Genomic DNA, 23,178 nt, shown 5'->3' with positions numbered 1-23,178 from the left:
TTTAGGGTGTTTCAGTTCCTGCATCTGTATCAGTTGGCGCTCCATGTGATGAAAAGTCCACGTCATAAACAAATGATGTTTTATTATCATCAGGTTCAGCATATAAGTATTGTTTCGCCGTATATAAATCCATATCTTCTAAAGCAAGCGTTTGGTCAAATTCACGTACAATAACTTCGCTACCTGCATAGAAATGATAACGTGATTTATCATAAGCAACAGCTTTACCTTTTGGTACGAATTCACTTTGTTCAAACGTTACATTAAACGGAATAGGGCTAACAAATGCACCATTGTGTACTTGCATGAAAGCAACACCAGTATAAATATAATCTACTGGATTTAAAGCAATCACAACATTATTTAAAACATTTGCGCCTTTTGTTCTTTTAACGTTGCCATCTTTATCATAATACTCTTTGATTGATAAATTACTAATGATATTTCCAATTTCTTTAATAGCAATTTCAGGCGTTTCTAAAGTTAGTTTCCCAGCGCTTGGCTTAGCTGACACAGCTCCATTTGTACGGTTAATTTCATTTAATAAACCGACTGGTTGGTCTTTAGCTTTACCTTCACCTTGAATCGCTGTTTTTTCAATAGCTACGGCAAAAGCTTCTTTAATTTGCGCACGTACAAAACGGTCTACCCATTGCACGCCTGCATCTTTTAAATCTTTAGGTACTACTACGAAAGCAGTTGCTTTACCTAGAGAAATATCTTGTTCATAGAATGAAGCTTCTAATTGGCCACGAATCTCTCCAAAGATTTTACCCCAAACTACTTGTCCTTCTGTTACTGAACGAATAACGCGTGTTCTTAAACCAGTACGTTCGATATTGATATGTTTTAATAATGGGTGGTCAGTTTCGATATCTTCAAAGATACGGTCGACAACAGTTTCAGGTAATAATTCCCCATCTTTCCAATTAGTATCTGTATTAACATGATCTTCTGATACTAATGCGTTATAGAATTTCTTTTCTTCATTCGTTAAACGATTTACATTTCGAGAATTTAGAACTGCAGTATCTCCAGTTTCATTTTTAATATCTTTTCGAATTGCATTGGCAAGTTCTTCACTATATGCATTCATATATTCAGTGTATTTTGCTTTAACTTCCTCGTCTGTTGCTTGTGGATTCATATTTGAAAATTCTTGTAAAAGTTTTTGAGAATTCTCGAATCCTTCTTTGTTCTCTAAATTAATAGGCATAATTTCATTCTCCTTTATTTTGTATTCATATTAAATAGCCTTGCAAAACTATTTTGAGGTGCTTCGTTAGGCTCTTCTTTCTTACCTTCTCCGCTCCCTTGTTCATTTCCTTTTTTGACTTCAGATAAAATTTCATCTAGTTTATCCATTACATCTTCCACAGTGATTTGTTCCCCTTGTTTTTTAGGGTCCTGCGTTTGTTGTGTTGGGTCTTCATTACGATACTTGCTCATAAACGTTTCACCTCCTAACATTGCTGATGTTGCAGCAGCAGCTACACGCGTACTTTTAGTTATGTTATCAATTAGCCCTAATTCTTTTGCATCTTTTGCTGTAAACCATGTTTCTTCGTCCATATATTGACGTAAAAGCGCATGATCTATATCAGGGTTTTTATCAACATAACTATTAAAAACAACAGAATTAATACGTTCTAATGAATCGGCTTGTTTTTTAAACGTGTTAGAATCTCCTGCTATTTCAGTCCAAGCATTATGAACCATCATCATTGCGTTGCCCGGCATATTCACAGTGTCACCAGCCATCGCTATAACAGAAGCAATACTAGCAGCTAATCCATCGATATTAATCGTTATATGTGCATTGTGTCGTCTCAACATGTTATAAATAGCAACGCCTGAAAATACATCTCCACCATTACTGTTTATATTCACAATGATTTCATCGACATCTCCCATAGCTTTCAATTGGTCTTTTATGGTTTGTGGACTGATGGTCATTCCTTCAACAGTTACATTATCGATAAAACCATAAATATCTATCTCGTTGTTACTCATTTAAATCACCTCCTTCATTATCTGTAGTCTCTTCATCTACAGTTTGATAGTTTTTAGTGATTATAAATTTCTGCATTTCTTCACTACCTATAGGTTCATAACCTGTGAGCTCACGAATCTCATCTCTATTAAAAGAACCACTAACAATGAGTTTGTCGACTGCTTCACTCACTTCTAATGGTCCTTTTTGGTCTATTGAAATTGCTTTAATTCGTTTACCTTCTTTATAACCGCGTTCACTGAAAAGTTTTGCGTTTAATTCATCTGTGATCTTCTCAATGATAGGTTTGATACAAAACTTCATGTAGTTATTTGTCATCGCTTCTATATCTGCAGTTTCTCCGTTAATCAATCCAACGGGTATACCAAGATTTCGCGCAACGTAACTTAATAGTTGGTTAGGTACTTTAGCTAAATCATCAATTTGTGATGAAGTTTTAGCACTGTTACTGGATGTATGTTCTTCATATTTATAACCTTTTTGTACAGGTACAATAGCGATATCATTACTTTCAAAAGCTTTATACGCCTTATTTATAAACTTTTGCATATCATCATTACTAGCATTAGTTAATGGTGTATTTGCATCCATACTTAAAGTTGCGCGTATTTGATTATTCATTAAATTAGCTGTGATTAATCGGCCAAATATATCGCCATAATCACTAAATAATCCGTATAACATTTCAGTTATTGATTCGTTATTGTATTCAAGATATATAACATCACTCATTTTAAAAGTACGTTCGAATTCGTATTCTCCTACAATGACATGCTCAAATATATCATCATACAGTGCGTATTCGTCTCTATAAAAATCATCAGCTATAATTAAGTCTTTAGTGTCAGTGACAACGATTAAAACTTCGTTGTCATAAATCAACTTCCTAATAACCCTTTGCCAAAATGTAGCAGCACTTTCATCGGTATTAGGACGGACATTTAACTTATAATGTGTTGTTGAATTAAAATCCTTTTTACCATTCTCGATTATTTCGAATTTTGTTTGACTAATTGTTCTAGCAATATGATTAATGCATGTATCTAAAGCCCAACGTTTTATATAAGCTTTATGTGAAGTTTCTCTTAATAATTCAAAATCATAACTAAACTCAATTGCTTCATTACGTCCCATTATCCTATCGAATATACTCAATTTATCACCTCCTAAAAGCTAATATCTGCCATGATAAACGGTTGATCATACTCCAATATTTCATCCGCTCTATACAACGCATGTAACATAGCATGAAAACCATCTGTTTTACGTCTTACTTCATCCTTTTTGATGTATTTCTTACTTCCATCTGGTTGCATTTTTACTGCTACATTATTTGTGAACCATCGCATTAAAGGATTATCCCCGAAAACAATTTGTTTTTTTGCAAACATTGTATCTATACGTGGCGCTAATAAGCCATGTATAGCAGTTGGATTCTTAATAACTTCTAAAGGTATACCAGCTTCTTCAAATGGTCTGCGTACAATGTCAGTTCTGAAGTTATCTGATATAACTTTAGTTAAGTTATACTTTTGTTGTTGTTGTAAAAACCAATTAACAATGTACGAAATATCGATAACATCATCATCGACTATAGTAAGTAGACCATCATTAGCCCATTTCTCTATAGGCGGTTCAAGATGTGTAGTTTCTAAAAATTCACGGCGTATAAACGAATGAGTTTTCCAATAATATGTGTCGTTATCTCTGAATAACAATCCTACACTCGCAAAATCTCGTACTAAAGCGTAATCAAGACCGCCAATACAAGCTTTGTTATCCAATTCTGGCATTATTTTATTGGTAGCAAGTATTTCATCCCAAGGTGCAACTACTTTTTCTTCATCCACTTCAGGTAAATTCATTCGTTTAGTCATAAATTCAGGTTTATTAGAACGATTAATGTGCAAAACATTGTATTCTTCTTTAATTTTACGCTTTAGATTCCTTGCGTATCCTGTTAAAGGAGGATGTAACATCGGATTAGATTTTTCCCACATTGATTCATCGTCAACTTCTTTAGGGTCATCTAATTTACAATAAAAAGGAAATATACGGTCATCAGTATTTGTACCTTTCAATACTTCTAACACTCTATCTTTCATACTATCCATAAATCCTTCACGAACATAACCGTCAGTAGAAATATAAAACGTTCTATCATGCGGTACTTTACCAAGACCACCACGTTTTACGTTCACCATATCTGCCGTTTCATATACAGCAATCTCATCAAAAATAACACATCCTTCACGTCCGCCATCTTTGGTTTTCGTATTAGATGTGTTGTATTTGATAATTGAACCTGTAGCTCGATTTTTAATCTCTGTTTTACTAACTTCATATGGTGCTTTAGGTCTTTCACCTGTTTTGTTTCGTTTGTGTTCTAACAAACAATCATATATCTCATTGAATGATGTTTTTGCTTGGTCTTCACTATTCGCAACAATTGAAATATCATATTTCTTAATTCCATGTATTGGAGTAGTCATAAAATCACTAATTGCACTGATAAATCCATTCTTACCAGCACCACGCCCCATGAATAATGCGAATTCAGTAAAATAAGGTGTTTCAAGTTCATCATCCATTAAGAATATAAAAGCTATTACAAATTTTTGATAAAGTTGAACCGGAAAATACCATTTGTTAATAAACTTGATACAATTTTCTATAGTATCTTCATCAAAATGAATATGATCTTTAACTAAGACTGTTTCTTCCAAATACTTTATTAAATCAATACGTTCTTGATTGAGAATTATCTTTCCATCTCTCCATAATTGGATATATTCATCAACGTACTTGTTTCTAATCATACATAATCATCAACGGGCTCATCCGTTTCCTCAATCTTTTGTTCCTTAGGTAATAAATCAGAAAGTTGTTTAATAGCTCTCTGATAAGATTGGTCACGTGTATTGTATAACCTAGCAATGGGTCTTTCACGTTCGTATGGAGGAGCTTTATCTGACTGCTGGAATAAATCATATTCGCCATTTTCCTGTATGTCTTCCCACATATAGTTAAGCATCACACGTAACCTTGCAGCTTGCACAATTAAACCAGTGGCCACTTTTAACTTTTCACTCGGTAAGTCTTTATATATTTCAAGAAGCCTTTTCTCCTCTTTTTTCACCAGTTTCTCACGTTCACGTCTTTGTTCCTCTGTAAACTCCACTTTATCACCTCTTTCTGCACATAGGGGGAGGGGGTACGGGTTATATGTGAAGAATTGTGAAAAATTCACAAAGTCGAGCCCACTCGCCGTTCTCCCTCTTTTGAAAAAATTGATAAATCTTTTGACCCGGGGGCATTGGATTTACCAGTTTTCATCTGACCATTTATTTTCTTTAGGTTTAAATTGATTTCCTCCATACTGAAATCGTGTATGTCTTTTGTTGTGACATGCTTTACACAATACACGTAAATTATCAGTATCAAGTTTAAGGTCTGGTCTATCTTGTAATTCTTGTATATGGTCAACCTCTAAGTTATCTGTAGTCACTTTTCCTTCTAACTTACACCATTCACATTCATAATTATCACGTTTCAATACATATGAACGAACATCTGACCATGCTTTACTATTATAGAAACGTTTACGTTCTTTATATTCATTGTAATCAATCATAAGAGTTAAGCTCCTTAATCTAGATACATATGGATCACCTATGTTTATGACATAATAAAAGACACACCACTTAATGTGATGTGCCTAGCAAATTAATCCTTACTATTTGATAATATAAATATACATTATTTCTTTGCGCAATTGGAGGTTCCCGGAATTGCGATTTAATCAAAGTGAATATATCCTATTCTTTTAGCTGTCTCTTCCATCATCTTTCTTCTTAATCTTAGTACTGAATAAACGCTTATTATCTTCCCATCATTCCTCTTTTCTGTTAATGCTTGTGCTATGTCTTCCCATTCATATATCAATATGTCTTTCTCCCAGTATCTATAATCAGCTATCTCTTTTTGTTCTGGTGTAGCGTTTCTATATATATCCTCTATAGCTGTTATAGTCTTGCTTAGATTAGTGTATAACTCATCTTCATGTAATTTAATGACTTCACGTTCTATAGGACTAGATATAAGGTTACTCTTCCCGCCCCCGATATTAGTGTCAGTAGGTTGGTATAACAGTTCATATCTTCTATATGCTAACTGCCCTTTCATATTATTTAAATTCTCCCAAAACTCTTCTACTTTCTTTAAGTCTGGTTTACTTAGTTTCATCCAATACCTCCAGTTACTTCTTATCAATATATGCCTGTATATAATTCTTCAAGTGCGCGTTCTCATATCTAAGTGTCGATATTAAATCACTCTTTGCCTTGTTTGATATGATTAATATAAGTGCTATTAATGCCAATACTATTGCTGCTATCATCCACATTATTTACTCACCTCGTTTAAATGTATATGATCATATATACTGAAATCTCTAGGAGCATCAACTGCATCATTTGCTTGTACTCTGATGATTACTTGCTCAGTTATATATTTACTTAGTTCATATAGTCCTATGATCATTAATGTTTTGAATATGCGTTTAGGTGTTTCGGATTTGTATGTGCCTTTGGTAAAACGTGCTTTTAATGACTCCGTAGTAAGTAACTCATCTTCACCTACAACTATATATTTAAATTTCTTATACATATCCTCTAGTTGAATTGGATGCTTTAACTTCTTAATCTCAAATGTTTCGCCAGGCATTCTTATACTATCTCCAACGTAACCAGGTTGTTTTAACATGTATTTAGTCATATCATCGACTCCCCAATTCTAATATGTCTGTTCTAATCTTCTTAACTTCCAAGTTATATTCTTTAGCCGTTTCCAAAGCTTCATTATAATCATCAAATATTAACGCTTTAGCTACATTTGTTGATGTTTGTAGTATGCTTTCACTTTTATAATCTCCGTAGACAGTTATAATCTCACCTGTAAACATTCTTCCTTCATGCGCAACAACATAATAGTATTTACCTATTTCCATCTCACTCACTGTCCTTTCTTAAATCTCTGATTTCCCAAGCAACTATCATAATCAACATAGGTAATGCTAACTCTATTTTCCTAACAGTTATTAACGTCAAAGAAATCACTGCTATTAAGTTGACAATAAAGTAAGCCGAAATATTTTTAGCTCGAATCACATAATGTATACACATAGCGCCGAAAGCCAATATCAATATATTAATTAAAAAGTCTATTTCCATCTCACTTACCGTCCTTTCTTTCATTAAATATACGTTCCGCCTCTTCCTTACTCTCTGCCTCAACCACAGTAAACGTCTGATTGTCCTTAGCCTTAGTCACATGAGAGTGCGTGTGACCTATGCTGTCTGTGAATGTAGTGATTAGGTATTGGGTCATAGTGTCACTCCTACCTAATATCCTAGTTTATTTAAAACTTCATCTTCTGTTGCATATATAAAATGTTTTGGTGGTTCAAATGGTTTGTCACTAGGTATAGATAATCTATAACCTAACTTAGTTTTAATAATTGCAATTTCAACATTGTCAGTTGGTATATATAAAGCTTGTTCCTCGCCATCATTTTCAAACTCAAATGTTCTTCCATCTTCTAACAGTTTGCTTTGTATTTTGTTCATTTCCTACTCACTCCTTATTAAGTAACTCTTTCACACGTTCTACAATGTCTTTACACGTATCCTTTGTCTTTATCTGCTGTTCCATCTTGCCTTGCATGATTACGCTCCATTTTCTTTTTGTATGCTGCGATTAGTTGGTCGATAGTATATAGGTTATAAGCTATGTCTATTACAATAACTATTGCCAATTGATTGGGATAAATTTCTTCGAATACTATCTGTGGCGTACCAACAACTGCATCTTGTACAAATTGTTTATCTTTAAAATTGAACATGTTGTGAAATTCTTTATTTTTAAAACTTGATTCAATCACTTCTTTTATCTCTTTAGCAGTCACTCCTACTTGATTAGCAATACTCAACCCAAACGCTAACATATCTGCTAATTCATCTAACTGTACATCAAGTGGCTTTCCTGGTTTCTTCTTCCAATTTTTAAATGTTTCTAACGTGTTAAACCATTCAAAAAACTCAACCACATATGCTATCTTGCTATCCTGTAAATTGAGTGTTGGTATTCTATCGTCAAAACTCTTTTGTATTTGTAGCAATTCTTTTAATTGATCTATTGTAAGTGTGTTAGTCATTTTGTTCGTCCTCACTTTCTAATTCTTTAATACGTTGTTTTAACTTTATAATTTCTAAATCTTTTTCAATTGATTGTTTAGGACTGAAAATTAATTCTTCATCTTCAAAGTAGGCATTAGCTAAAACATAAGGTGTTAATAATCTATTTTCTTCTACATATTCTTTATTAATTAATACAGGGTAACTAATTTTAGTGACTTCTATCTTTTCTACTTTTATATCAAGATTGTTAAGCCCTTCCTCAAACTTTTCACCTTGTTTAATAAAATTCATGTGACGTTCTTCTTTATATCTTCTTAATGTTTGTTCAAATGATTCAGCCATCTACTCGTCCTCCATATCGCTTAGTAAGTTGCTAAATTCGTTTGTGCCGTCTAGTTTGTCCATATGTTCTAATACTTCTCCGTGTTTACTTATTTCTCCTCGTTCCCCTTCTCCGTTAGATACATGAGCTAAATGTGCAACTTCTGGATATTCTTTCATTAATAATTCTTTTAGTGTATCCCACGCCTTTGCTTTGCCGTAGACTTCTTGTAATTCTTCAACTGATTCATTTGTAGCTAATCCTGAATACACGTTAGCCTTTATATTTCTATGTTCATACTCATACGCCATATACTCACGCTCCTTATATAAATAGACCTACAACAATACCTATACAAATACCAACAAGTAATCCAGCTAATGACATTTCATATACAAATCGTCTAGAAATTTTGATGAATTCATTTGTGAATTGATTGTTAATTCTTTCTAAACCATCAGAATAGCGTTCGAATATTTCGGTGTAAGTCATTTCATCAAGTTCTCTAACGTTTTTATTTTCCATTTAACTCTCTCCCTTTTCCAACCTATCAATGTAGTTAACCAACGCAATATATCGACTTACACTAGGATTAGCTTCTGCTTTTTGGCGAATGTGGTCGGTTAGGGCGGTATATAATTGTTTCCAATACCTCACTTCTCCATCACAAGCCATTAACTCGTCGTGTTGGATTTGACCATTCAAATCCATATTTCTCGCCCTATTATTTAGATTTTCATTAGTAGCTTTTAATTTCTCATTCTCACGTTCTAACCTTTCGTTTTCTGCTTTGTATTGGTCACGTTCACTTCTAAATCGGTCTACTTCAGTTCTCAATGCAACTATCGTTTCACCTAAATTTATTAATCCCACTCGCCATCACTCCTTAATCTAATATAAATATGGGTCTGCAACTCAAGAAGTTATCTATTGATTCACAAACATCCCAAAACTCTTGAAAGGTTAACTCTGTTGCTTCTTCTGGATTTTTTGTACCAAAAACTGCATGTTTTCCAATCATACCTTTGTAAAAATAAGGTTCTCTTTTTTCAGGGTGTATCTGCAATAACATCATCTACTCCACCAGCTTTCCGTCACGCCAAATTAACACTAGTTCTCTGTCGTCGTTTTCAATGTAAAAATGAGTTACCTCTACGCTTTCGGGGTTTGCAAATAAAACTCTATTAATACTCTTATCATCATGTCCTACATAACGAGATGCTTCGTCTCCCTTATCATCGTGTTTCCATCGTTCTATTAATTTAGGTAATACAGTATCTTCCGTAATTTCATCCGCTACTTCGACTGTGAAGTAGTCATCTGAACTAAATTGATGTACACTACTAAATTCTGCACGACCCGAAGTGTTAAAATGCACGTTTTCCATTCCAGTCTCACGAGCATAGAATGTTTCACCTTTTATCCCGTTCTCCCACGCGTATTCAATCAACTGTGGTAAGTTTAGTTGTTTCTTAGTTTTGATTTTCATTGATCTATCTCCTTAATACCGTATTCATCTTTCATAACAACTATGTTATTTTTAACTTCTTCTAAAACTTTCATTTCTTGTTTTAAATCTTTCTCGCTAACATTGGGACGTTGTATATACATTTCTAAAGCGTGTTTAATAATGTGTTGGCGTTTGTAGTCTTTCATTCCTTAACTCCTCCATTACTCTACGATTCCGTTTAATATCCTCACGTGATACTGCCACAATCACACTATGTTCATTCACATACTTTAGAAATCCGTTTACTCGGTTTTCTTTTAACATCCTTGCAACTTCAACGGAATTCATCCCGTTTGTGTTTATTTTGTATTTAACATCTACTGTGTTGGATAGGATCATGATATTTTATATTTCTCCATTACAATGTCATACTTCTCAACAAACCTATATCTGTCTTGATGCAGTTTTTGACTCCACTGTGTATACTCGTCCATAAATTTAAGTTGTTTCATATAATCGCTAAACTCAAATTGTGCTAGTTCCATGCTGGCTACTGATTGCCAATATCTGCTTGTTCCTACTTCTGCGTTATAACTTGTGTTGCTTGCTTTAAGGAATGACTTATAACTCTTATCTGCTAGTTGCAATAACTTTTTAACCACAACATCTGCATGAATCGTTAGTAATTGTTCTGCATCCATCTACTTCACATCCCAATTCTCAAATGCACGCTCGATGTACCATTTAGCCTTAGCAATATCTTCTTTGCCATTCTTGTATGGGGAACGTGCTAAATACTTAATCGCATTGCCAATGTGATAAGCTACGTTAGCGTTGTAGTGTTGTGTTACCTGCTCTATAAAATCTATGACTTCTATATCACCGTAGTTATAATGTGATGGATGATTGACTGTGTCGTTACGCTTAGGTTGTTGTACGTCGTTAGATTTCTTTTGGTCGTTCAATATTACTTTTGTAGTAGCACTCAATCTTTCTTCACCACTCACACTTTCAGTAATACTTTCCATATGATCTTGCCAATTATCAAAATAGTTTTCATCTGTAACTGTGTATAGATTACCGACCGAATCAATCACTGCCTTATTCTTATCATCGTCATCAAACTCTAATTCAATTACTTTACCTACAACTGTTATCCCTCCACTGTGCTCGCTCTTACCTAAGTCATACACAATGATATATTCACCTTTGTTCAAGTCTCTGATTTTCATTTAATGCACCGCCTTCGGATAAATACTTGTTTTCATTAAGTACTCACACCATTTACTACGTTCATGTTTTTGAGGTGTACCATCGTATAGCCATGGACGCTCACTCTGCTGCTTTTCTTCCAACAGATTGCCATACGCATTTCTTTCTCGTTCTTCTCTTTCTAGTTCCTGCACCATAAATCTATAATCGTCTAACTTCGTACCTTGAGGGACATAGCAAGCCTCTTTTACCGTCCAATTATATTCAAGTCGTTTTCGTATTTGAGACTTACTAATACCATTTAGATTAGCTTGCTCCATATATTCATCTGGAAACTCATATACCTTATCTCTAATTCTCATCGTATTTTCCATCAGCTATATCTCCAATCCATAATTTTTACTTTGTCAAATTCAATAAATTGTCCGTCTAGATAATCATTCTTATGCAATTCCATATCTCTATCGATTGCTTCTTCTATATTGTGATTTTCGTAATGATCATACACGGGTATTTCTACTTGTCTTTCAAATGTTGCGTCATAACGGATTGTGATTGTTTCCATTTTCATTGTTCATCACCCTTTAGCTTTCTTTCGCTCACGTCTCACCTTGTTCAATTCTTCATATGTTATCCAGTCTTTACCTGTGTACTTAGGTGCTTTACATATCCAAGTTAATTTCACATCTTGATATTTGTATCTAAATAACTTCGCCTTTAATTTAGCTGTTTCAGTGGCCATACCTTTCACATCTATAACTTCAATTAACTTTCCATCATTCCACAACGCAAAGTCTGCAATATATTCAGCTTTACGTTGTTTACCAAGTTTAGGAATCAACTCATATCGTGGTTGCAATTCGATATAATCATAACCATCTATAATTAATCGTTGTTCTAAGTACTTGTAGTATGCACATTCAACTTTGCTATCGAATGTGATACCTTTATACTCAACTTTCTTTGCATTGTATTTACTCATTCAGCCACTCCTATAAGAAATCAAATATGTTTGTTTCTTCAATTCGGTTTAGTTTGTGTTCTGATTTAAAATTCTCTAGCTCGTTATCATTCATTCGCAGCATGTCTTTTTTAAACCAAACGATATTCTCACCATCACCTAACGGCTTTACTGAACCAACATCTTTGCCTTTGGTATCTACCAATCTATATTCGTCCATCTGTCTGACCACTCCATCTCATTGAATATCAATTCTTTGTTATCGTCGTATGCGTCAAACGGCGTTATAAGCCTTTTATTAAGTAATCTCTCTGTCGCCCAACCTAATTCAAGCAAGTTAGCTCGAATGACTGTATCGTCCTTGTATGTCTCTCTGTATAGATATCCTAGTAGAGTTTGAAACTGTGCTATATTCATCCGTAAAACCTCTGTGATTTCTTGTAAAATTCAAGCTCAACTGTTCCTGTTTCACCGTCTTTGTTTTTAGCAACGTTAAATTCTATATCAGATTTTCCGGTTTCGTGATCTTGCATTGATTGGTCGTAATAGTCATCACGATAAAGTAGGAAAATCATATTAGCGTCTTGTTCTATGCCACCTGCTTCTCTTAAATCACTCATCATCGGACGTTTGTTATTCCTAGATTCAACACCCCTACTTAATTGAGATAGGGCTATAATGACGCAACCTGTTTCTTTGGCAATGATTTTTAAATCTCTTGATATCTTTTCTACTTCAAGTCGTCTGTCTTTCATTTGTACGTCAGATTGCATGAGTGTTAGATAGTCGATAAATATTACATGTGGTTTATCTGATTGCGTCATTGCTCGTTCTCTTATATCTTGTGGCGTAATTTGTGCAGTATCTTCAATTCTTAAATTGCCATGCTTTTTGATTTGGTCTATAGCGTCCATAACCTTGCTTGTGTCATCGTCGCTTAGTCCGTCAGCTTGTTTGACCTTGTGCAGCGGTATGTTTGTAATGCTAGATACAAAACGTTCAACGATATTATTTCCTCCAGTTTCTAAACTAAAAAACGTTGTCGGATAACCTTTTAAAACGATATTCCACATAATATTCAATGCTAGAGCTGTTTTACCGGTACTAGGACGACCAGCCAATACATTCAACTGACTTTTTTCAAACCCCATTATCTTGTTATCAATTGATTTAATACCTGTTTTGATAAAATCTTTAGGCTTGTCAGATAGTATGTTATCCATTACTTCCATTAAGTAATTATCTGTTGGGTTCTCTTTATCTATTTTCATATCATCCAATATCTTTAGTTGCTCCATAAGATGTTTAAAATTACTCTTACTAGGCATTGATTGATATTCTGACGCATGTCTTATCGATTCTCTTAGTACATAGCTTTCTAGCAAGTTAAGTTGGTCTTGCATAAAGAACATTTTGTCTGTACCGTTCGAACTGTATATCTTGCTTAGCCTGTCTGTAGAAATGAATGTTTTATCTTCTCGGCTTTTGTAGTAGATGTCAGTTACATCAATCTTTCCTGTATCTAACGCATACTGTATAAAGCCTTGAATATATTCATCCGTAAACATTTGAGGTTTCAGCTTTAGTTTCCCTAATAGAGATGGATGGTGCATAAGATTAGAGACGATTGCTTCTTCGGTATTTAATACATCTATATTAGTCATCGTCATTCATCCACTCACTTTTCATCTTTTGCCATTTCTTTTTTAACTGCTCACGATTCTTCGAATATTCAGGATCATGTTTCATTCTGTATTCGTGCGTTTCTTCTTCGGGTATTAGTGATTCATTAACTAGTGTTGGCTTACTATCCATAACTTCCGATAATGATGGTTTATACTTCTGTTCACGAATGTACTTTTTTGTTTTGTGTAGTGTTCTGTCATAGTCTGCATACATCATTAGTTGTTCAAGCCATAATTTGGTTTTTAAGTCATCATTAGCAAAATTCATATTGAAGGCTGAATCAATGAGACTAAGTATTGTGACTGCTTGTTTTTTAGTCATAGTCATTTGCCTAGCCCTCCTCATTCATTAACTGGTCAAATAAACTGTTGTTGTTTTCATTTTGGGTTTTGACAGTTCTTTCTTGTTTATAATCATTCATATAACTTTCTTGTGATAAAAATGTTTTGGGGTATTTTTGAAATTGTTTATCAGTAATTGTTTTTAGATAATCTTTAGTCCCATTCATAATTTTTTCAAAGTCATGTTTTTTTAATGCTGATTTAAATAAACTAAATGCTTTCTTCTTATCTAGTTTCTTATCATATAAATTCCACCATTGTTCAAATTGCTCTTGCGTAACTTTAGTTGCGCTATTATTAGTAGTCTCTGTAGAAGTCTCTGGTGTAGTCTCTGGTATTGGTTGGGTCATATTGTCACTATCTAATCGTGACACATTGTCACTTTGTGTCGTGTCATTTTGTCCCGATGGTTGTGCCATTATGTTATTTAACTTCTCATAATTGATTGTGTACCATTTCGTTCTATCGAATGCGTACTTGTTATAATTACCAGTTAGCAACAAATCCTGTCCCTCTAAGTTATATATAATTCGTTTTATTGTACGCTCACTCCAAAACTTGAATTGTTCATGCCATGAAGTGTAAGAGTTATATATCCATTTCTTACCGTTATGTTGATGTTTACTTGTATTTAACCAATAATGCATTTGTTGAAGTACTATTGCTTCATTTAATCCAATTTCTTCAGCTAACTTTGGCAATACTTGTATTGGATAATCGTCTATCAGTAATTTGCTCATTCAACTTTTACTCCTTTCAGCATTTTGTTTAATCTCTCGTCAACGTCCACCCATGAATTTTCAAGATGATACTTCTTATTGAAACTATCCATGCCCATGTCGTGTTGCTCTTTATGATGAAAGGAACATAGTCCTAATACTTTGTTATTAAAATGTTCTATCTTGCGTCTGTTGCGTCCACGACCTACCGCTTGATAATGTGCTAGCTCTGCATGTTTTCCGCAGATAACGCACTTTCTCTTGATAGTAGCCATGTATAAAAACGTTCTGTCATTCTTGATTAGATCACTTGTTTTATATCTGAGCGGGATGTTGTTCTCGAATATCCATTCAATTGCTACATCTATAATTTGACTTGCTATTTTTCTAGAACAATCAGCTAGTGATATGCGCTCATCGTAGCCATATAGAACACGTACATATTCTTGGAATACATTTCTCATATAATCTTGTGGAGTGCCTGTATGAGCTTCTATGTCGTTCACAAGAGCAAAGATTTTTCGGCGTTGCTTATCTGTTATTTTATATGGGTCAATGACTACTACATCGCATTCAACTTCAAGCCCATTGTCTAGCAATAAGAAATCTTTGTTATTAAGTGTCACACCCTCGATGACAGCAGTAATAGTGCCGTCATCTTGTTGGATGTAGTTTTTTATTACCGCCATATGACCACCTCTTAGAACGGTAACGAATCACTGTCTAAGTTTATGTCGTTATTACTGAATGGGTTATCATTGCTTGAACGTTGGTTATTTGCGCCTGTCTGTTGTACTTTAGAGGTGTTGTTTGCCTGTCCGTTGTTTTTTGGTTCTAAGAATTGAACACTGTCTGCGACAACTTCAGTAACGAACACTCGTTTACCTTCATTATTTTCATAACTTCTTGACTGAATACGACCATCAACGCCAGCCAAATTACCTTTTGATAAGTAGTTATTTACATTTTCAGCTTGATTTTTAAATACAACTACGTTTATAAAATCAGCTTCACGCTCTCCTTGAGCGTTTGTAAATGTTCTATTAACAGCTAGGGTGAAGTTAGCAATACTTATGCCAGATGGCGTCGTTCTAAATTCTGGGTCTTTTGTTAATCGTCCTACTAATACAACTCTGTTTATCATAATTATTCATTCTCCTTATCTAATTGTTTTAGTCCTGCATCTAGTTTTGCGTTTGCTGTTGCCAAATCTTTGCCACTTAATTTATTAATATTTTCAATTCGTAACCAACGCATTGTTTTCTCTAGCGTGGCGTCTCTGCCTTTTTCTTGTGATATGCGTACAAATTCAGCTATCTTATCTTCTAGCTCTTGTGCATCTTCACTACTAGCATTCGGTAATTCTTCACCGTTGTAGATGTATAGACCTAAGCCGTGTAATGCTGCTGCTTTTACGAAACATCTTTTCTGTGCTTTGTTGATGTCGAACGTAGTAGCTTGGCCTTTAGATAATGCTTTATTTTTAAAATCTAATACTGGTAGCCATTCTGATTCAGTCACACCTTTCAATGTGATTGATACTTTTACGAAATAGCCTTCTGGAGTTGCTAGATAAGGTACAAACACTTGCTCATTTGGAATATCAGGATGCGGATACTCATGTATCTTTATTTCATAATTTGGGTCAACATTTTTAAGTTGCTCATGTGCATGTGTCCAAGCTAGATAGTTAAAGCCATTCTTCTTTTCAACATGATCAGTTACGTTAATTGTGTTTAACTGTTCAAATAATGTTTTTTCACTCATAATCTAACTCCTCATATTTATCTTCTTCTATATGTGTATGTTTAATCGCCATGTGATATGACATATCAATTGTCACTTCATCTAAACCGTTAAACTCTCTTGCTCTACTAAACTGCGTTGAGTAGCTAATTTCAGGGTTACTATCACTAGGCTTATTAGTGACGTATATTGGCATTTCTCTGTGTCTGATTAAATATGTCACTGTTTCTTTTGTCATTGACGAAACACCTCTATCCGTGTATATTTAAGTTGTATATTTAATTAATCGTTGGACTGTTAAGCGTTGGCGCGCTTAGCGGTCTTTTTTTCTGCATAATATGTGTTCCAAAATGCGTAACTACCGATGTAGCTTGCGATTGCGAATACTACGCTGTAATGAAAATCAAAAGTTATCATCGAGAAAATCATTGTGCTTAGTACTGCAGTTGACCATGCTAAAATATGTCTCATGTTTATTTCTCCTTTAGTTAAATATTTCCTGAAAATTTTCTTTTAAGAACTCTTGCATTGGTTCTCTGTTAAAAGCCCATTTGCCTCCATCAGGATAGTAAACAAATTGTTTTAGTTCTTTGATGTATCTCGGATTCATTAAAATGTTATCTTTCAACCATTTATATTCGAATCCTGTTTCGTCTATTAGATCTTGCATTGACCACCAAACCGGCTTTTCTTTGCTTAGTAAATCGTTGTATTCTTCTCTTGTAATCACTACATACTGTTCTGGTATTGTTACTGTAAGTTGTGTCATCTCAATCACTCCTTTCGTGTATAATTGAGTTATAAGGTGGTGATATTAAATGAAAAAGATTTACGCACTAGAATTTTTAGATGGCTCTACTATTGATATTTATGATGAAACAGTCATATCCGGCATCGTTAATTACGACGATGAAAATGGTTTTTACTCTAAAGTAGTATACGAAGATAATTGGAATGGCGATTATAAATCTCCAAAATCTATCGGTACTTACCATATACATGTTGGTGTAATGGGTTTTTATACTTCTGTTGATATGTTTTTCATCCAAAATGATAGATACGACCATAAAGCGTTTATGACTTCATCTATTAAATCCATTCAATTTTAATTTTTGGGAGTCACTTTTTAATTAAAGTGGCGTTTATTTCTTCTTCTAATTTAATTAATGCTTGCTCATATATAGTTACTAAATGTTCAGTTTTAAAATGTGATTTCGCTGCAACTTTTAAGTCGTTTAAATTTTCTTTAGCATCTCCGTAAGTTTGACTTTTAGAAATAACATAATCTAATATTTCTCGAGATAATCTATTAACTTTTAACAAGTGGTCATTTTGTAAATCACTCATTCCGTTTCCTCCTACTCTGATAAAAATTTATTGATAAAATATTGTTGTCCTTTTCCAGTAACTTTAGGTGTTTTGCTAATAGATGTATGACCATCTGAATGCGTGATTGATGTTTCTTTTATTTCAAAAAGCTCACGTTCCATCGAATATTGCGTTGGCATATTGTAATCAACACCTTGACGTTTAATTAAGAAACCATTCTGTCTTAACCATTCGAATAATCTACGTTGTCCAATATTCACACCGTTTTGCTTAATAATCTTTGCTAACTCCCCAACCAATATTGAAGTTTTAGTAGTTGCTACTGCGTCAGCAAATATTACTTTTGGTTTGTCCTTCTCAATCTGAGTTTCTAACTGGTTAATCGTGCTATTTGCGATTTTCAATGCACGTTGCATTATCATTTCTGGACTATTCCATGCTTTTTCAACTTGTATGAAATATTGTCTTGCTCGTTTGCCAGGCTCACTTCGTTGAATCATTGCGATTTCTTTTGCAGTGTCTAATGTTAGAATATGATTAACTTGCTCATAAGTACGTGTCCTTTTTTGACCATGTACTTTTTCAACTTGAGAAACGTAATCAACTCCGTTCTCAAAACCGTATTCAATCATTCTGTCAAACCATTTATCATATCGCGTTCCTACTTCTAACGCTTGATGTAGTTCGCGACCACTTATCGCAATTTCTCCATTTTCTTTTTCTTGAATATTAAACATTTGTGATACTTTCGATTTAATTTGTAGCTCTTGCATTTGATTTCCTCCTATTAAGTTACTTGTTTTTCTCTCGAAAAAAGATATTCTATTTCGTACTCTGGAAAAAATTGGTTTTTAATAAGTAACGCTTCTCCAAACTTAAAATCTGAAATTCCGTTAATCTTATCTGAAACTGTTTGATATCTTACTTCTAATAAATCAGCGATATCTACCAGAGATACATTTTTTTGTTTTCTGACACTTTCTAAGTTCGACAACATAGTACCTCCCACCTTTGATACGAATTTTCGTACTTATGATTAAAATTTTTAGCAACCTTAGCTATTGCTTAATTACAATATATACGAATTTTCGTATCTAGTCAATACTAAATTTCATATTTTTTATTTGTTTTTAACTTGATATACGATTTTTCGCATGATATTATATAGGTACAAATTAGAAATGAGGTAAACGAATATGACTAAAGAAAAAGATTTAAAACGTCTAATGGAAATAAAATCAGGTAGTGTGAAGGCTTTTTCAGAAGAAGTTGGTTTAGCTTATACAACAGTTAGATCTATTTTAGAAAGAGGAATATTTAACGCTAAAGTAGAAAACGTCATCAAAATTTGTAAAGGTTTAGATATTAAACCCGAAGATATAATGGGAATTGAAAAGCCTAAAGCAGAATCTTCAATTGAAACACTACCAGTTAAAAAAATTCCAGTTGTTTCTAAAATATCTGCTGGTTTACCTATCTACTCAGAAGAAAACTTAATTGATTACATATACTTTGCTACTGATAAAATTGATTCTAATAAAGAGGAATTTGGTCTTAAAGTGTCTGGCGACAGTATGGATAAAATATTTCAAGATGGCGATGTTGTAGTGATTGAAAAAGATTCTACTGTTGAAAATGGTCAATTAGGTGTTGTTATGATTAACGGTTACAATGCAACTGTAAAGCGCATTAGATATAACGGAGATCAAATTATATTAATACCTGAATCCAACAATCCTAATCATTATCCACAAGTATATGGATTGAATGATGAAGTTAAAATAGTAGGTAGAGTGGTAGCAAGTCAAAGATTTTTTTAACCAACTTTTCCAGCTATTTTCACGAATACAAAATTCAAATAATAAAGGCGGAATTTAATGGAGGATAAAGAATTGAACTATTTATACGAAAGTAGGAAATCTTATCTAAAAGAAAAATTGTACCACTCTGAAATAACATTAGATGAATATGCCAAAAGTTTAGAAAATTATAGGATGTTTTTATCCAATATTATTAAGGAGGTTAACTATGATAATAAATGATGAAGGGTTTGGATATGTTCACATTAATACTGGCGGAAAAGAACTTTCTGACGAAGAAGTTGAAGAAATGAAAGAGTATTTAAGGGGTAAAGATTTTAAAGGAATGGTCAAAAAGTCGGAAGAAAGCCATCGAAGAGTAATGGAATCTAAAATTACAGACAGAACAATAATATGAATGAATTTAAGCTATTACAAACATTTTAATATAAAAATAGTGTAAAGAAAAATGTGTGGGGAATCAACTTATTTAGGAGTGATTCTATGCAAATATTAAGGAAAATATACGAAGACGACAAACCAAAATACCATGTAAAAACTGATTTAGGTTTAATCATAAAAGTAACTGTTTCAGATGATATGACAAAAGATGAAATTAATGAACTTATTAATCTCGTAGCACAAGATATGGATAATAAGCTAAAAGATAATATAGAATAGTTCATCATTATTATAATTTTTTATGGTCAGTTCACTACTGCACTATATATTTTTATCTTTTAAAGGAAGTGAAAATAATGGAAGAAAATAATAAAGAATTATTAATTGTTATGCCAATACTTATAGCAAGTTTTATTTTAGCTTTGTTTATTAGTTAATATAGGAGGAATTCATATGAAATGGGATTTTAATGATTATTTCAAACCTGGTTATAGCAAAACACCAAATGATGATTTTATCGAATTTTTACTAGTTATAAAGCAAATGCATTTAAACAATAAAATTTCAGAAGAACAAAAAATAAAAAAATTTAAAGATTATGCTAATAAAATATATCCTAAATTATAAAAACGCCTAACCTTGTTAGACGTTGAGAGGTGGTGAAATGAATGAGTGATGATAAATCAAATAAAGAACAAATAAAATGGGAAGAACATGGTGGTGCTTCCCCTGGTAAAGGTGAATTTAGGAACCAAGAAACAGGAAGTTTACAAAGCAAACCTGCCAAAGCGCCAAAACCACCCAAGAAAAAATAAGACACTTAATCGAAATGAATTAATATCATTTTTATTTTCCTTTCATAATCAATATATGTATCTCTTTCGAAGTTATTAGTTTCATCATAGATATTAACGGCTTGTTCGTATGTTGTTGTAACATCAATATCATTTTCTAAGGATAGTTCTGGAGATGTATAAGAAAATTTACCAATCGTCCCTTCAAGTATAAGTTTGTTTTCAAAATCAAAAATATACGCTTGAGTGTAGTTTTTATTTGCAGGTCTTTCATGTAAAACTCTAGGCAATACTTTGTAATTAGATTTAATAGATAATCCTGTTTTAATTTTCTTGTCATTCATGTATTTTTGTAACCACTTGAATACAAAAGGATATATATACATTGATAGAAGACAAACAATTACTAAACTAACAATAAAAATATTGATTAATTTTATAGGAGAAATATTATTAATGTTAATACCTAGAAGACTTAAAGAAATAAATGAAATAAATACATTCAATAAGGATAAGGAAATTAGTAAAACAGATTTATCTGCATTTTGATTATTATTGTAAAACACAATGTCTAATTGAGTAAGTATCCAATATGAAAAAAGCCCAGGTAAACCTGTCGCAACTATCGCTAATATAATATTAAAATCCAAGATCTCACCTACTTTTTATTTAATTATAACATAAAACTATAAAACAATACCAATCCCATAGTTTTTATCTATGGGTATATATTTTTATCTTTTTTAGGAGGAATGTACTATGCCAGTCAAGAAACAAGGTAATAAATGGAGATATGACTTTGTATTAAATGGTAAACGTTATAGAAAATCTGGATTTACCAAAAAAGTAGATGCAACTATAGCAATGAATGAAGCTTTTGAAAAAGCTAACAAAGGATTTGCTCAAGATGATAAGACACCGTTTGTTAAATACTTTAATTCGTGGATAGAGATTCACAAAGAGCCCTACCTAACACGTAAGTCAGTTCAAACATACTATAATGCGAAGAATGTATTTGAAGAGCATCTTGGCAATCTGCCATTGAAAGATTTAACTAAGACAAAATATCAAGAATTAATTAACTCATACGCAAGCACAAGAACTACCGAATCAGTTAGGAAATTAAATTACTGTTTACGTTCAGCAATACAAGATGCGTTACACGAAGGTATTATTTATAAAGACCCTACTTATAAGGTTAATATTAAAGGTGCCATTAAAGAACAACCAGAAGAAGATAAATTTATGCAATTAGAGTATTTTTATAAATTAAAAGAATATGCACAAAGTCAAAATCAATTATCTTACCTATTTATATATTTAGCTATTGTAACTGGTGCTAGATTTAGTGAAGTACAAAAAATGAGATACAAAGATTTTAATTTAGAGAATGAAACTGTTCATATTAGAGGTACTAAAAACGTGACATCAGATCGTGTGATTAAAATATCACGTGAAGATATAAAACATGTTAGACAAGTATTAAATGACTTCCCTATTAATTTAGATGGAGATATATTCAGAACTGGTGCATCGTTAATTACACACAATGCAGTTTCTAAAGTCTTACAGCGCTTCTGTTTAAATAATAAGATAGGTAATTACACGTTACACAGTATACGTCATACACATTGCTCTATGTTAATTCATAACGGTATATCAATATATTACATTTCAAAACGATTAGGACATGCAGATATAACTACTACCCTATCAACATACAGTCATTTATTAGAAGAAAGTCAAAAACAAGAGGAAAGTAAAACGCTGGAAGCCTTGCGCCACATGTGATACAAGCATTTCATGTCAACGAAACCTCAATTTTGACATGAGTTTTATTATTTTTTACGCCAATTTGACATGGCGTTGACATTATTTATGAAAGTCTATATAAAGTAAAAACACCGAAACCCTATTATATCAAGGATTACGGTGCCTCAAGAAAGCTCAAAATATGTAATTAACGGAGAGTGAGGGATTCGAACCCTCGAGACGCTTGTGGCGCCTACACACTTTCCAGGCGTGCTCCTTCGGCCAACTCGGACAACTCTCCATTTCATTGTATTAAAAAAACAGAAGCGATATTTCACTTCTGTTTATATGACCCCGACGGGACTCGAACCCGTGTTACCGCCGTGAAAGGGCGGTGTCTTAACCGCTTGACCACGGGGCCATGGCTCCACAGGTAGGACTCGAACCTACGACC

Annotated in this window: 47 protein-coding genes and 2 tRNA genes; 7 read left to right on the top strand and 42 right to left on the bottom strand. The window is 33.3% G+C overall.

Annotated features, from left to right (window positions below; all coding sequences use genetic code 11):
* Position 1: 1 nt before the first annotated feature.
* The 36 genes from SH09_RS03945 to SH09_RS03775 form a co-directional block, all read right to left on the bottom strand.
* Positions 2 to 1,216, bottom strand: a complete 1,215-nt coding sequence (locus SH09_RS03945) for a phage major capsid protein (RefSeq protein WP_042738331.1) — start codon at positions 1,214 to 1,216, stop codon at positions 2 to 4.
* A gap of 14 nt (positions 1,217 to 1,230) precedes the next feature.
* A complete protein-coding gene (locus SH09_RS03940) occupies positions 1,231 to 2,013 on the bottom strand; it encodes a head maturation protease, ClpP-related (RefSeq protein ID WP_042738330.1) in 783 nt (260 codons plus the stop codon).
* On the bottom strand, positions 2,006 to 3,169 hold the full coding sequence (locus SH09_RS03935; protein WP_042738329.1) for a phage portal protein: 1,164 nt from the start codon (positions 3,167 to 3,169) through the stop codon (positions 2,006 to 2,008). Before SH09_RS03935 ends, SH09_RS03940 begins: the two co-directional genes overlap by 8 nt.
* Before the next feature lie 11 nt (positions 3,170 to 3,180).
* A complete protein-coding gene (locus SH09_RS03930; RefSeq protein ID WP_042738328.1) occupies positions 3,181 to 4,833 on the bottom strand; it encodes a terminase TerL endonuclease subunit in 1,653 nt (550 codons plus the stop codon).
* Positions 4,830 to 5,195 (bottom strand): hypothetical protein, encoded by a 366-nt coding sequence (locus SH09_RS03925; protein WP_042738327.1) that lies wholly within the window; start codon positions 5,193 to 5,195, stop codon positions 4,830 to 4,832. Before SH09_RS03925 ends, SH09_RS03930 begins: the two co-directional genes overlap by 4 nt.
* 141 nt (positions 5,196 to 5,336) lie before the next feature.
* A complete protein-coding gene (locus SH09_RS03920) occupies positions 5,337 to 5,648 on the bottom strand; it encodes an HNH endonuclease (protein ID WP_042738326.1) in 312 nt (103 codons plus the stop codon).
* A gap of 164 nt (positions 5,649 to 5,812) precedes the next feature.
* Positions 5,813 to 6,259 carry a transcriptional regulator gene (locus tag SH09_RS03915; protein ID WP_042738325.1) on the bottom strand — a complete coding sequence of 149 codons (447 nt, stop codon included), beginning with the start codon at positions 6,257 to 6,259 and terminating at the stop codon, positions 5,813 to 5,815.
* Between the two features lie 13 nt (positions 6,260 to 6,272).
* Positions 6,273 to 6,413, bottom strand: a complete 141-nt coding sequence (locus SH09_RS17420) for a hypothetical protein (protein WP_412179299.1) — start codon at positions 6,411 to 6,413, stop codon at positions 6,273 to 6,275.
* Positions 6,414 to 6,418: 5 nt separating this feature from the next.
* Positions 6,419 to 6,790, bottom strand: a complete 372-nt coding sequence (gene rinB / locus SH09_RS17360) for a transcriptional activator RinB (RefSeq protein WP_042738324.1) — start codon at positions 6,788 to 6,790, stop codon at positions 6,419 to 6,421.
* Between the two features lies 1 nt (position 6,791).
* Complete coding sequence (locus SH09_RS03905) at positions 6,792 to 7,022, bottom strand: hypothetical protein (protein WP_042738323.1); 231 nt, start codon at positions 7,020 to 7,022, stop codon at positions 6,792 to 6,794.
* A 1-nt stretch (position 7,023) separates the two neighbouring features.
* On the bottom strand, positions 7,024 to 7,245 hold the full coding sequence (locus SH09_RS03900; protein ID WP_042738322.1) for a hypothetical protein: 222 nt from the start codon (positions 7,243 to 7,245) through the stop codon (positions 7,024 to 7,026).
* Between the two features lies 1 nt (position 7,246).
* Positions 7,247 to 7,402 (bottom strand): DUF1381 domain-containing protein, encoded by a 156-nt coding sequence (locus tag SH09_RS15990; protein WP_042738321.1) that lies wholly within the window; start codon positions 7,400 to 7,402, stop codon positions 7,247 to 7,249.
* A gap of 14 nt (positions 7,403 to 7,416) precedes the next feature.
* On the bottom strand, positions 7,417 to 7,641 hold the full coding sequence (locus SH09_RS03890) for a hypothetical protein (protein ID WP_042738320.1): 225 nt from the start codon (positions 7,639 to 7,641) through the stop codon (positions 7,417 to 7,419).
* 50 nt (positions 7,642 to 7,691) lie between these two features.
* The gene (locus tag SH09_RS03885) at positions 7,692 to 8,228 is read right to left on the bottom strand and encodes a dUTPase (protein WP_042738319.1); all 537 of its coding nucleotides are present in this window, start codon (positions 8,226 to 8,228) and stop codon (positions 7,692 to 7,694) included.
* Positions 8,221 to 8,553: a hypothetical protein gene (locus SH09_RS03880; RefSeq protein WP_042738318.1), complete on the bottom strand. Its 333-nt coding sequence runs from the start codon at positions 8,551 to 8,553 to the stop codon at positions 8,221 to 8,223. The genes SH09_RS03885 and SH09_RS03880 overlap by 8 nt, the downstream gene beginning before the upstream one ends.
* The gene (locus SH09_RS03875) at positions 8,554 to 8,844 is read right to left on the bottom strand and encodes a hypothetical protein (protein WP_042738317.1); all 291 of its coding nucleotides are present in this window, start codon (positions 8,842 to 8,844) and stop codon (positions 8,554 to 8,556) included. It lies immediately after the preceding gene.
* A gap of 13 nt (positions 8,845 to 8,857) precedes the next feature.
* Positions 8,858 to 9,058 (bottom strand): hypothetical protein, encoded by a 201-nt coding sequence (locus SH09_RS03870; RefSeq protein ID WP_042738316.1) that lies wholly within the window; start codon positions 9,056 to 9,058, stop codon positions 8,858 to 8,860.
* Entirely contained in the window at positions 9,059 to 9,406 is a 348-nt protein-coding gene (locus tag SH09_RS03865; RefSeq protein WP_042738315.1) for a hypothetical protein, read from the bottom strand.
* Between the two features lie 13 nt (positions 9,407 to 9,419).
* Positions 9,420 to 9,605, bottom strand: a complete 186-nt coding sequence (locus tag SH09_RS03860) for a hypothetical protein (protein ID WP_126542119.1) — start codon at positions 9,603 to 9,605, stop codon at positions 9,420 to 9,422.
* Positions 9,606 to 9,608: 3 nt separating this feature from the next.
* A complete protein-coding gene (locus SH09_RS03855) occupies positions 9,609 to 10,022 on the bottom strand; it encodes a hypothetical protein (RefSeq protein ID WP_042738313.1) in 414 nt (137 codons plus the stop codon).
* Entirely contained in the window at positions 10,019 to 10,189 is a 171-nt protein-coding gene (locus SH09_RS16850) for a hypothetical protein (RefSeq protein WP_162846329.1), read from the bottom strand. Before SH09_RS16850 ends, SH09_RS03855 begins: the two co-directional genes overlap by 4 nt.
* A gap of 189 nt (positions 10,190 to 10,378) precedes the next feature.
* Entirely contained in the window at positions 10,379 to 10,684 is a 306-nt protein-coding gene (locus tag SH09_RS03845; RefSeq protein WP_042738311.1) for a DUF1140 family protein, read from the bottom strand.
* Complete coding sequence (locus SH09_RS16975) at positions 10,685 to 11,215, bottom strand: DUF3310 domain-containing protein (protein WP_235307470.1); 531 nt, start codon at positions 11,213 to 11,215, stop codon at positions 10,685 to 10,687.
* A complete protein-coding gene (locus SH09_RS03835; protein WP_042738310.1) occupies positions 11,216 to 11,569 on the bottom strand; it encodes an SA1788 family PVL leukocidin-associated protein in 354 nt (117 codons plus the stop codon).
* Complete coding sequence (locus SH09_RS03830) at positions 11,569 to 11,766, bottom strand: hypothetical protein (protein ID WP_042738309.1); 198 nt, start codon at positions 11,764 to 11,766, stop codon at positions 11,569 to 11,571. The genes SH09_RS03835 and SH09_RS03830 overlap by 1 nt, the downstream gene beginning before the upstream one ends.
* A gap of 6 nt (positions 11,767 to 11,772) precedes the next feature.
* Complete coding sequence (locus SH09_RS03825) at positions 11,773 to 12,177, bottom strand: DUF1064 domain-containing protein (RefSeq protein WP_042738308.1); 405 nt, start codon at positions 12,175 to 12,177, stop codon at positions 11,773 to 11,775.
* Between the two features lie 10 nt (positions 12,178 to 12,187).
* Complete coding sequence (locus tag SH09_RS03820; RefSeq protein ID WP_042738307.1) at positions 12,188 to 12,376, bottom strand: hypothetical protein; 189 nt, start codon at positions 12,374 to 12,376, stop codon at positions 12,188 to 12,190.
* Entirely contained in the window at positions 12,355 to 12,573 is a 219-nt protein-coding gene (locus SH09_RS03815) for a hypothetical protein (RefSeq protein ID WP_042738306.1), read from the bottom strand. The genes SH09_RS03820 and SH09_RS03815 overlap by 22 nt, the downstream gene beginning before the upstream one ends.
* Positions 12,570 to 13,820, bottom strand: a complete 1,251-nt coding sequence (locus SH09_RS03810; RefSeq protein ID WP_042738305.1) for a DnaB-like helicase C-terminal domain-containing protein — start codon at positions 13,818 to 13,820, stop codon at positions 12,570 to 12,572. The genes SH09_RS03815 and SH09_RS03810 overlap by 4 nt, the downstream gene beginning before the upstream one ends.
* Positions 13,813 to 14,169: a hypothetical protein gene (locus SH09_RS03805; protein WP_042738304.1), complete on the bottom strand. Its 357-nt coding sequence runs from the start codon at positions 14,167 to 14,169 to the stop codon at positions 13,813 to 13,815. The genes SH09_RS03810 and SH09_RS03805 overlap by 8 nt, the downstream gene beginning before the upstream one ends.
* 4 nt (positions 14,170 to 14,173) lie before the next feature.
* Entirely contained in the window at positions 14,174 to 14,923 is a 750-nt protein-coding gene (locus SH09_RS16970; RefSeq protein WP_229367353.1) for a replication protein, read from the bottom strand.
* The gene (locus SH09_RS03795; RefSeq protein ID WP_042738303.1) at positions 14,920 to 15,591 is read right to left on the bottom strand and encodes a putative HNHc nuclease; all 672 of its coding nucleotides are present in this window, start codon (positions 15,589 to 15,591) and stop codon (positions 14,920 to 14,922) included. Before SH09_RS03795 ends, SH09_RS16970 begins: the two co-directional genes overlap by 4 nt.
* Positions 15,592 to 15,602: 11 nt before the next feature.
* A complete protein-coding gene (gene ssb, locus SH09_RS03790; protein ID WP_042738302.1) occupies positions 15,603 to 16,046 on the bottom strand; it encodes a single-stranded DNA-binding protein in 444 nt (147 codons plus the stop codon).
* A 2-nt stretch (positions 16,047 to 16,048) separates the two neighbouring features.
* A complete protein-coding gene (locus SH09_RS03785; RefSeq protein WP_042738301.1) occupies positions 16,049 to 16,669 on the bottom strand; it encodes a Sak single strand annealing protein in 621 nt (206 codons plus the stop codon).
* Positions 16,662 to 16,886 carry a DUF2483 family protein gene (locus SH09_RS03780; protein WP_042738300.1) on the bottom strand — a complete coding sequence of 75 codons (225 nt, stop codon included), beginning with the start codon at positions 16,884 to 16,886 and terminating at the stop codon, positions 16,662 to 16,664. The genes SH09_RS03785 and SH09_RS03780 overlap by 8 nt, the downstream gene beginning before the upstream one ends.
* A gap of 246 nt (positions 16,887 to 17,132) precedes the next feature.
* Positions 17,133 to 17,417, bottom strand: coding sequence for a DUF771 domain-containing protein (locus tag SH09_RS03775; RefSeq protein ID WP_082039174.1), 285 nt, complete (start codon positions 17,415 to 17,417; stop codon positions 17,133 to 17,135).
* Between the two features lie 49 nt (positions 17,418 to 17,466).
* Here SH09_RS03775 and SH09_RS03770 point away from each other — a divergent pair, with 49 nt between their 5' ends.
* Entirely contained in the window at positions 17,467 to 17,757 is a 291-nt protein-coding gene (locus SH09_RS03770; RefSeq protein ID WP_042738299.1) for a hypothetical protein, read from the top strand.
* Positions 17,758 to 17,767: 10 nt separating this feature from the next.
* Here SH09_RS03770 and SH09_RS03765 read toward each other — a convergent pair whose 3' ends face one another.
* Genes SH09_RS03765 through SH09_RS03755 form a run of 3 tightly spaced genes read right to left on the bottom strand, consistent with a single transcriptional unit; the run spans position 17,768 to position 18,974 of the window.
* A complete protein-coding gene (locus SH09_RS03765) occupies positions 17,768 to 17,995 on the bottom strand; it encodes a hypothetical protein (protein WP_042738298.1) in 228 nt (75 codons plus the stop codon).
* Positions 17,996 to 18,006: 11 nt separating this feature from the next.
* Positions 18,007 to 18,750 carry a phage antirepressor KilAC domain-containing protein gene (locus tag SH09_RS03760; RefSeq protein ID WP_042738297.1) on the bottom strand — a complete coding sequence of 248 codons (744 nt, stop codon included), beginning with the start codon at positions 18,748 to 18,750 and terminating at the stop codon, positions 18,007 to 18,009.
* 14 nt (positions 18,751 to 18,764) lie between these two features.
* Positions 18,765 to 18,974: a DNA-binding protein gene (locus SH09_RS03755; RefSeq protein ID WP_042738296.1), complete on the bottom strand. Its 210-nt coding sequence runs from the start codon at positions 18,972 to 18,974 to the stop codon at positions 18,765 to 18,767.
* Positions 18,975 to 19,173: 199 nt separating this feature from the next.
* Here SH09_RS03755 and SH09_RS03750 point away from each other — a divergent pair, with 199 nt between their 5' ends.
* From SH09_RS03750 to SH09_RS16530, 5 genes are all read left to right on the top strand, one after another.
* On the top strand, positions 19,174 to 19,797 hold the full coding sequence (locus SH09_RS03750) for an XRE family transcriptional regulator (protein ID WP_042738295.1): 624 nt from the start codon (positions 19,174 to 19,176) through the stop codon (positions 19,795 to 19,797).
* Between the two features lie 208 nt (positions 19,798 to 20,005).
* Entirely contained in the window at positions 20,006 to 20,194 is a 189-nt protein-coding gene (locus tag SH09_RS03745; protein WP_042738294.1) for a hypothetical protein, read from the top strand.
* 86 nt (positions 20,195 to 20,280) lie between these two features.
* Positions 20,281 to 20,457 (top strand): hypothetical protein, encoded by a 177-nt coding sequence (locus SH09_RS16845; RefSeq protein ID WP_162846365.1) that lies wholly within the window; start codon positions 20,281 to 20,283, stop codon positions 20,455 to 20,457.
* Positions 20,458 to 20,631: 174 nt separating this feature from the next.
* Complete coding sequence (locus SH09_RS16535; RefSeq protein WP_158001717.1) at positions 20,632 to 20,805, top strand: hypothetical protein; 174 nt, start codon at positions 20,632 to 20,634, stop codon at positions 20,803 to 20,805.
* A 41-nt stretch (positions 20,806 to 20,846) separates the two neighbouring features.
* Positions 20,847 to 20,993: a hypothetical protein gene (locus SH09_RS16530; protein ID WP_158001716.1), complete on the top strand. Its 147-nt coding sequence runs from the start codon at positions 20,847 to 20,849 to the stop codon at positions 20,991 to 20,993.
* 5 nt (positions 20,994 to 20,998) lie between these two features.
* Here SH09_RS16530 and SH09_RS03740 read toward each other — a convergent pair whose 3' ends face one another.
* Complete coding sequence (locus tag SH09_RS03740) at positions 20,999 to 21,622, bottom strand: hypothetical protein (protein WP_042738293.1); 624 nt, start codon at positions 21,620 to 21,622, stop codon at positions 20,999 to 21,001.
* A 109-nt stretch (positions 21,623 to 21,731) separates the two neighbouring features.
* Between SH09_RS03740 and SH09_RS03735 the strand changes: the two genes are divergently transcribed.
* Positions 21,732 to 22,763 carry a tyrosine-type recombinase/integrase gene (locus tag SH09_RS03735; RefSeq protein WP_042738292.1) on the top strand — a complete coding sequence of 344 codons (1,032 nt, stop codon included), beginning with the start codon at positions 21,732 to 21,734 and terminating at the stop codon, positions 22,761 to 22,763.
* Positions 22,764 to 22,936: 173 nt separating this feature from the next.
* On the opposite strand, the gene SH09_RS03730 is transcribed toward SH09_RS03735, so the two are convergent.
* Together SH09_RS03730 and SH09_RS03725 are read right to left on the bottom strand one after the other, a co-directional pair.
* Positions 22,937 to 23,025, bottom strand: a tRNA-Ser gene (locus SH09_RS03730).
* A gap of 48 nt (positions 23,026 to 23,073) precedes the next feature.
* Positions 23,074 to 23,145: transfer RNA gene (locus SH09_RS03725), tRNA-Glu, on the bottom strand.
* Positions 23,146 to 23,178: the final 33 nt, after the last annotated feature.

Source organism: Staphylococcus gallinarum (genome assembly GCF_000875895.1).
Taxonomy (GTDB): Bacteria; Bacillota; Bacilli; order Staphylococcales; family Staphylococcaceae; genus Staphylococcus; species Staphylococcus gallinarum.
This window is presented reverse-complemented; position numbering and strand designations above follow the sequence as displayed.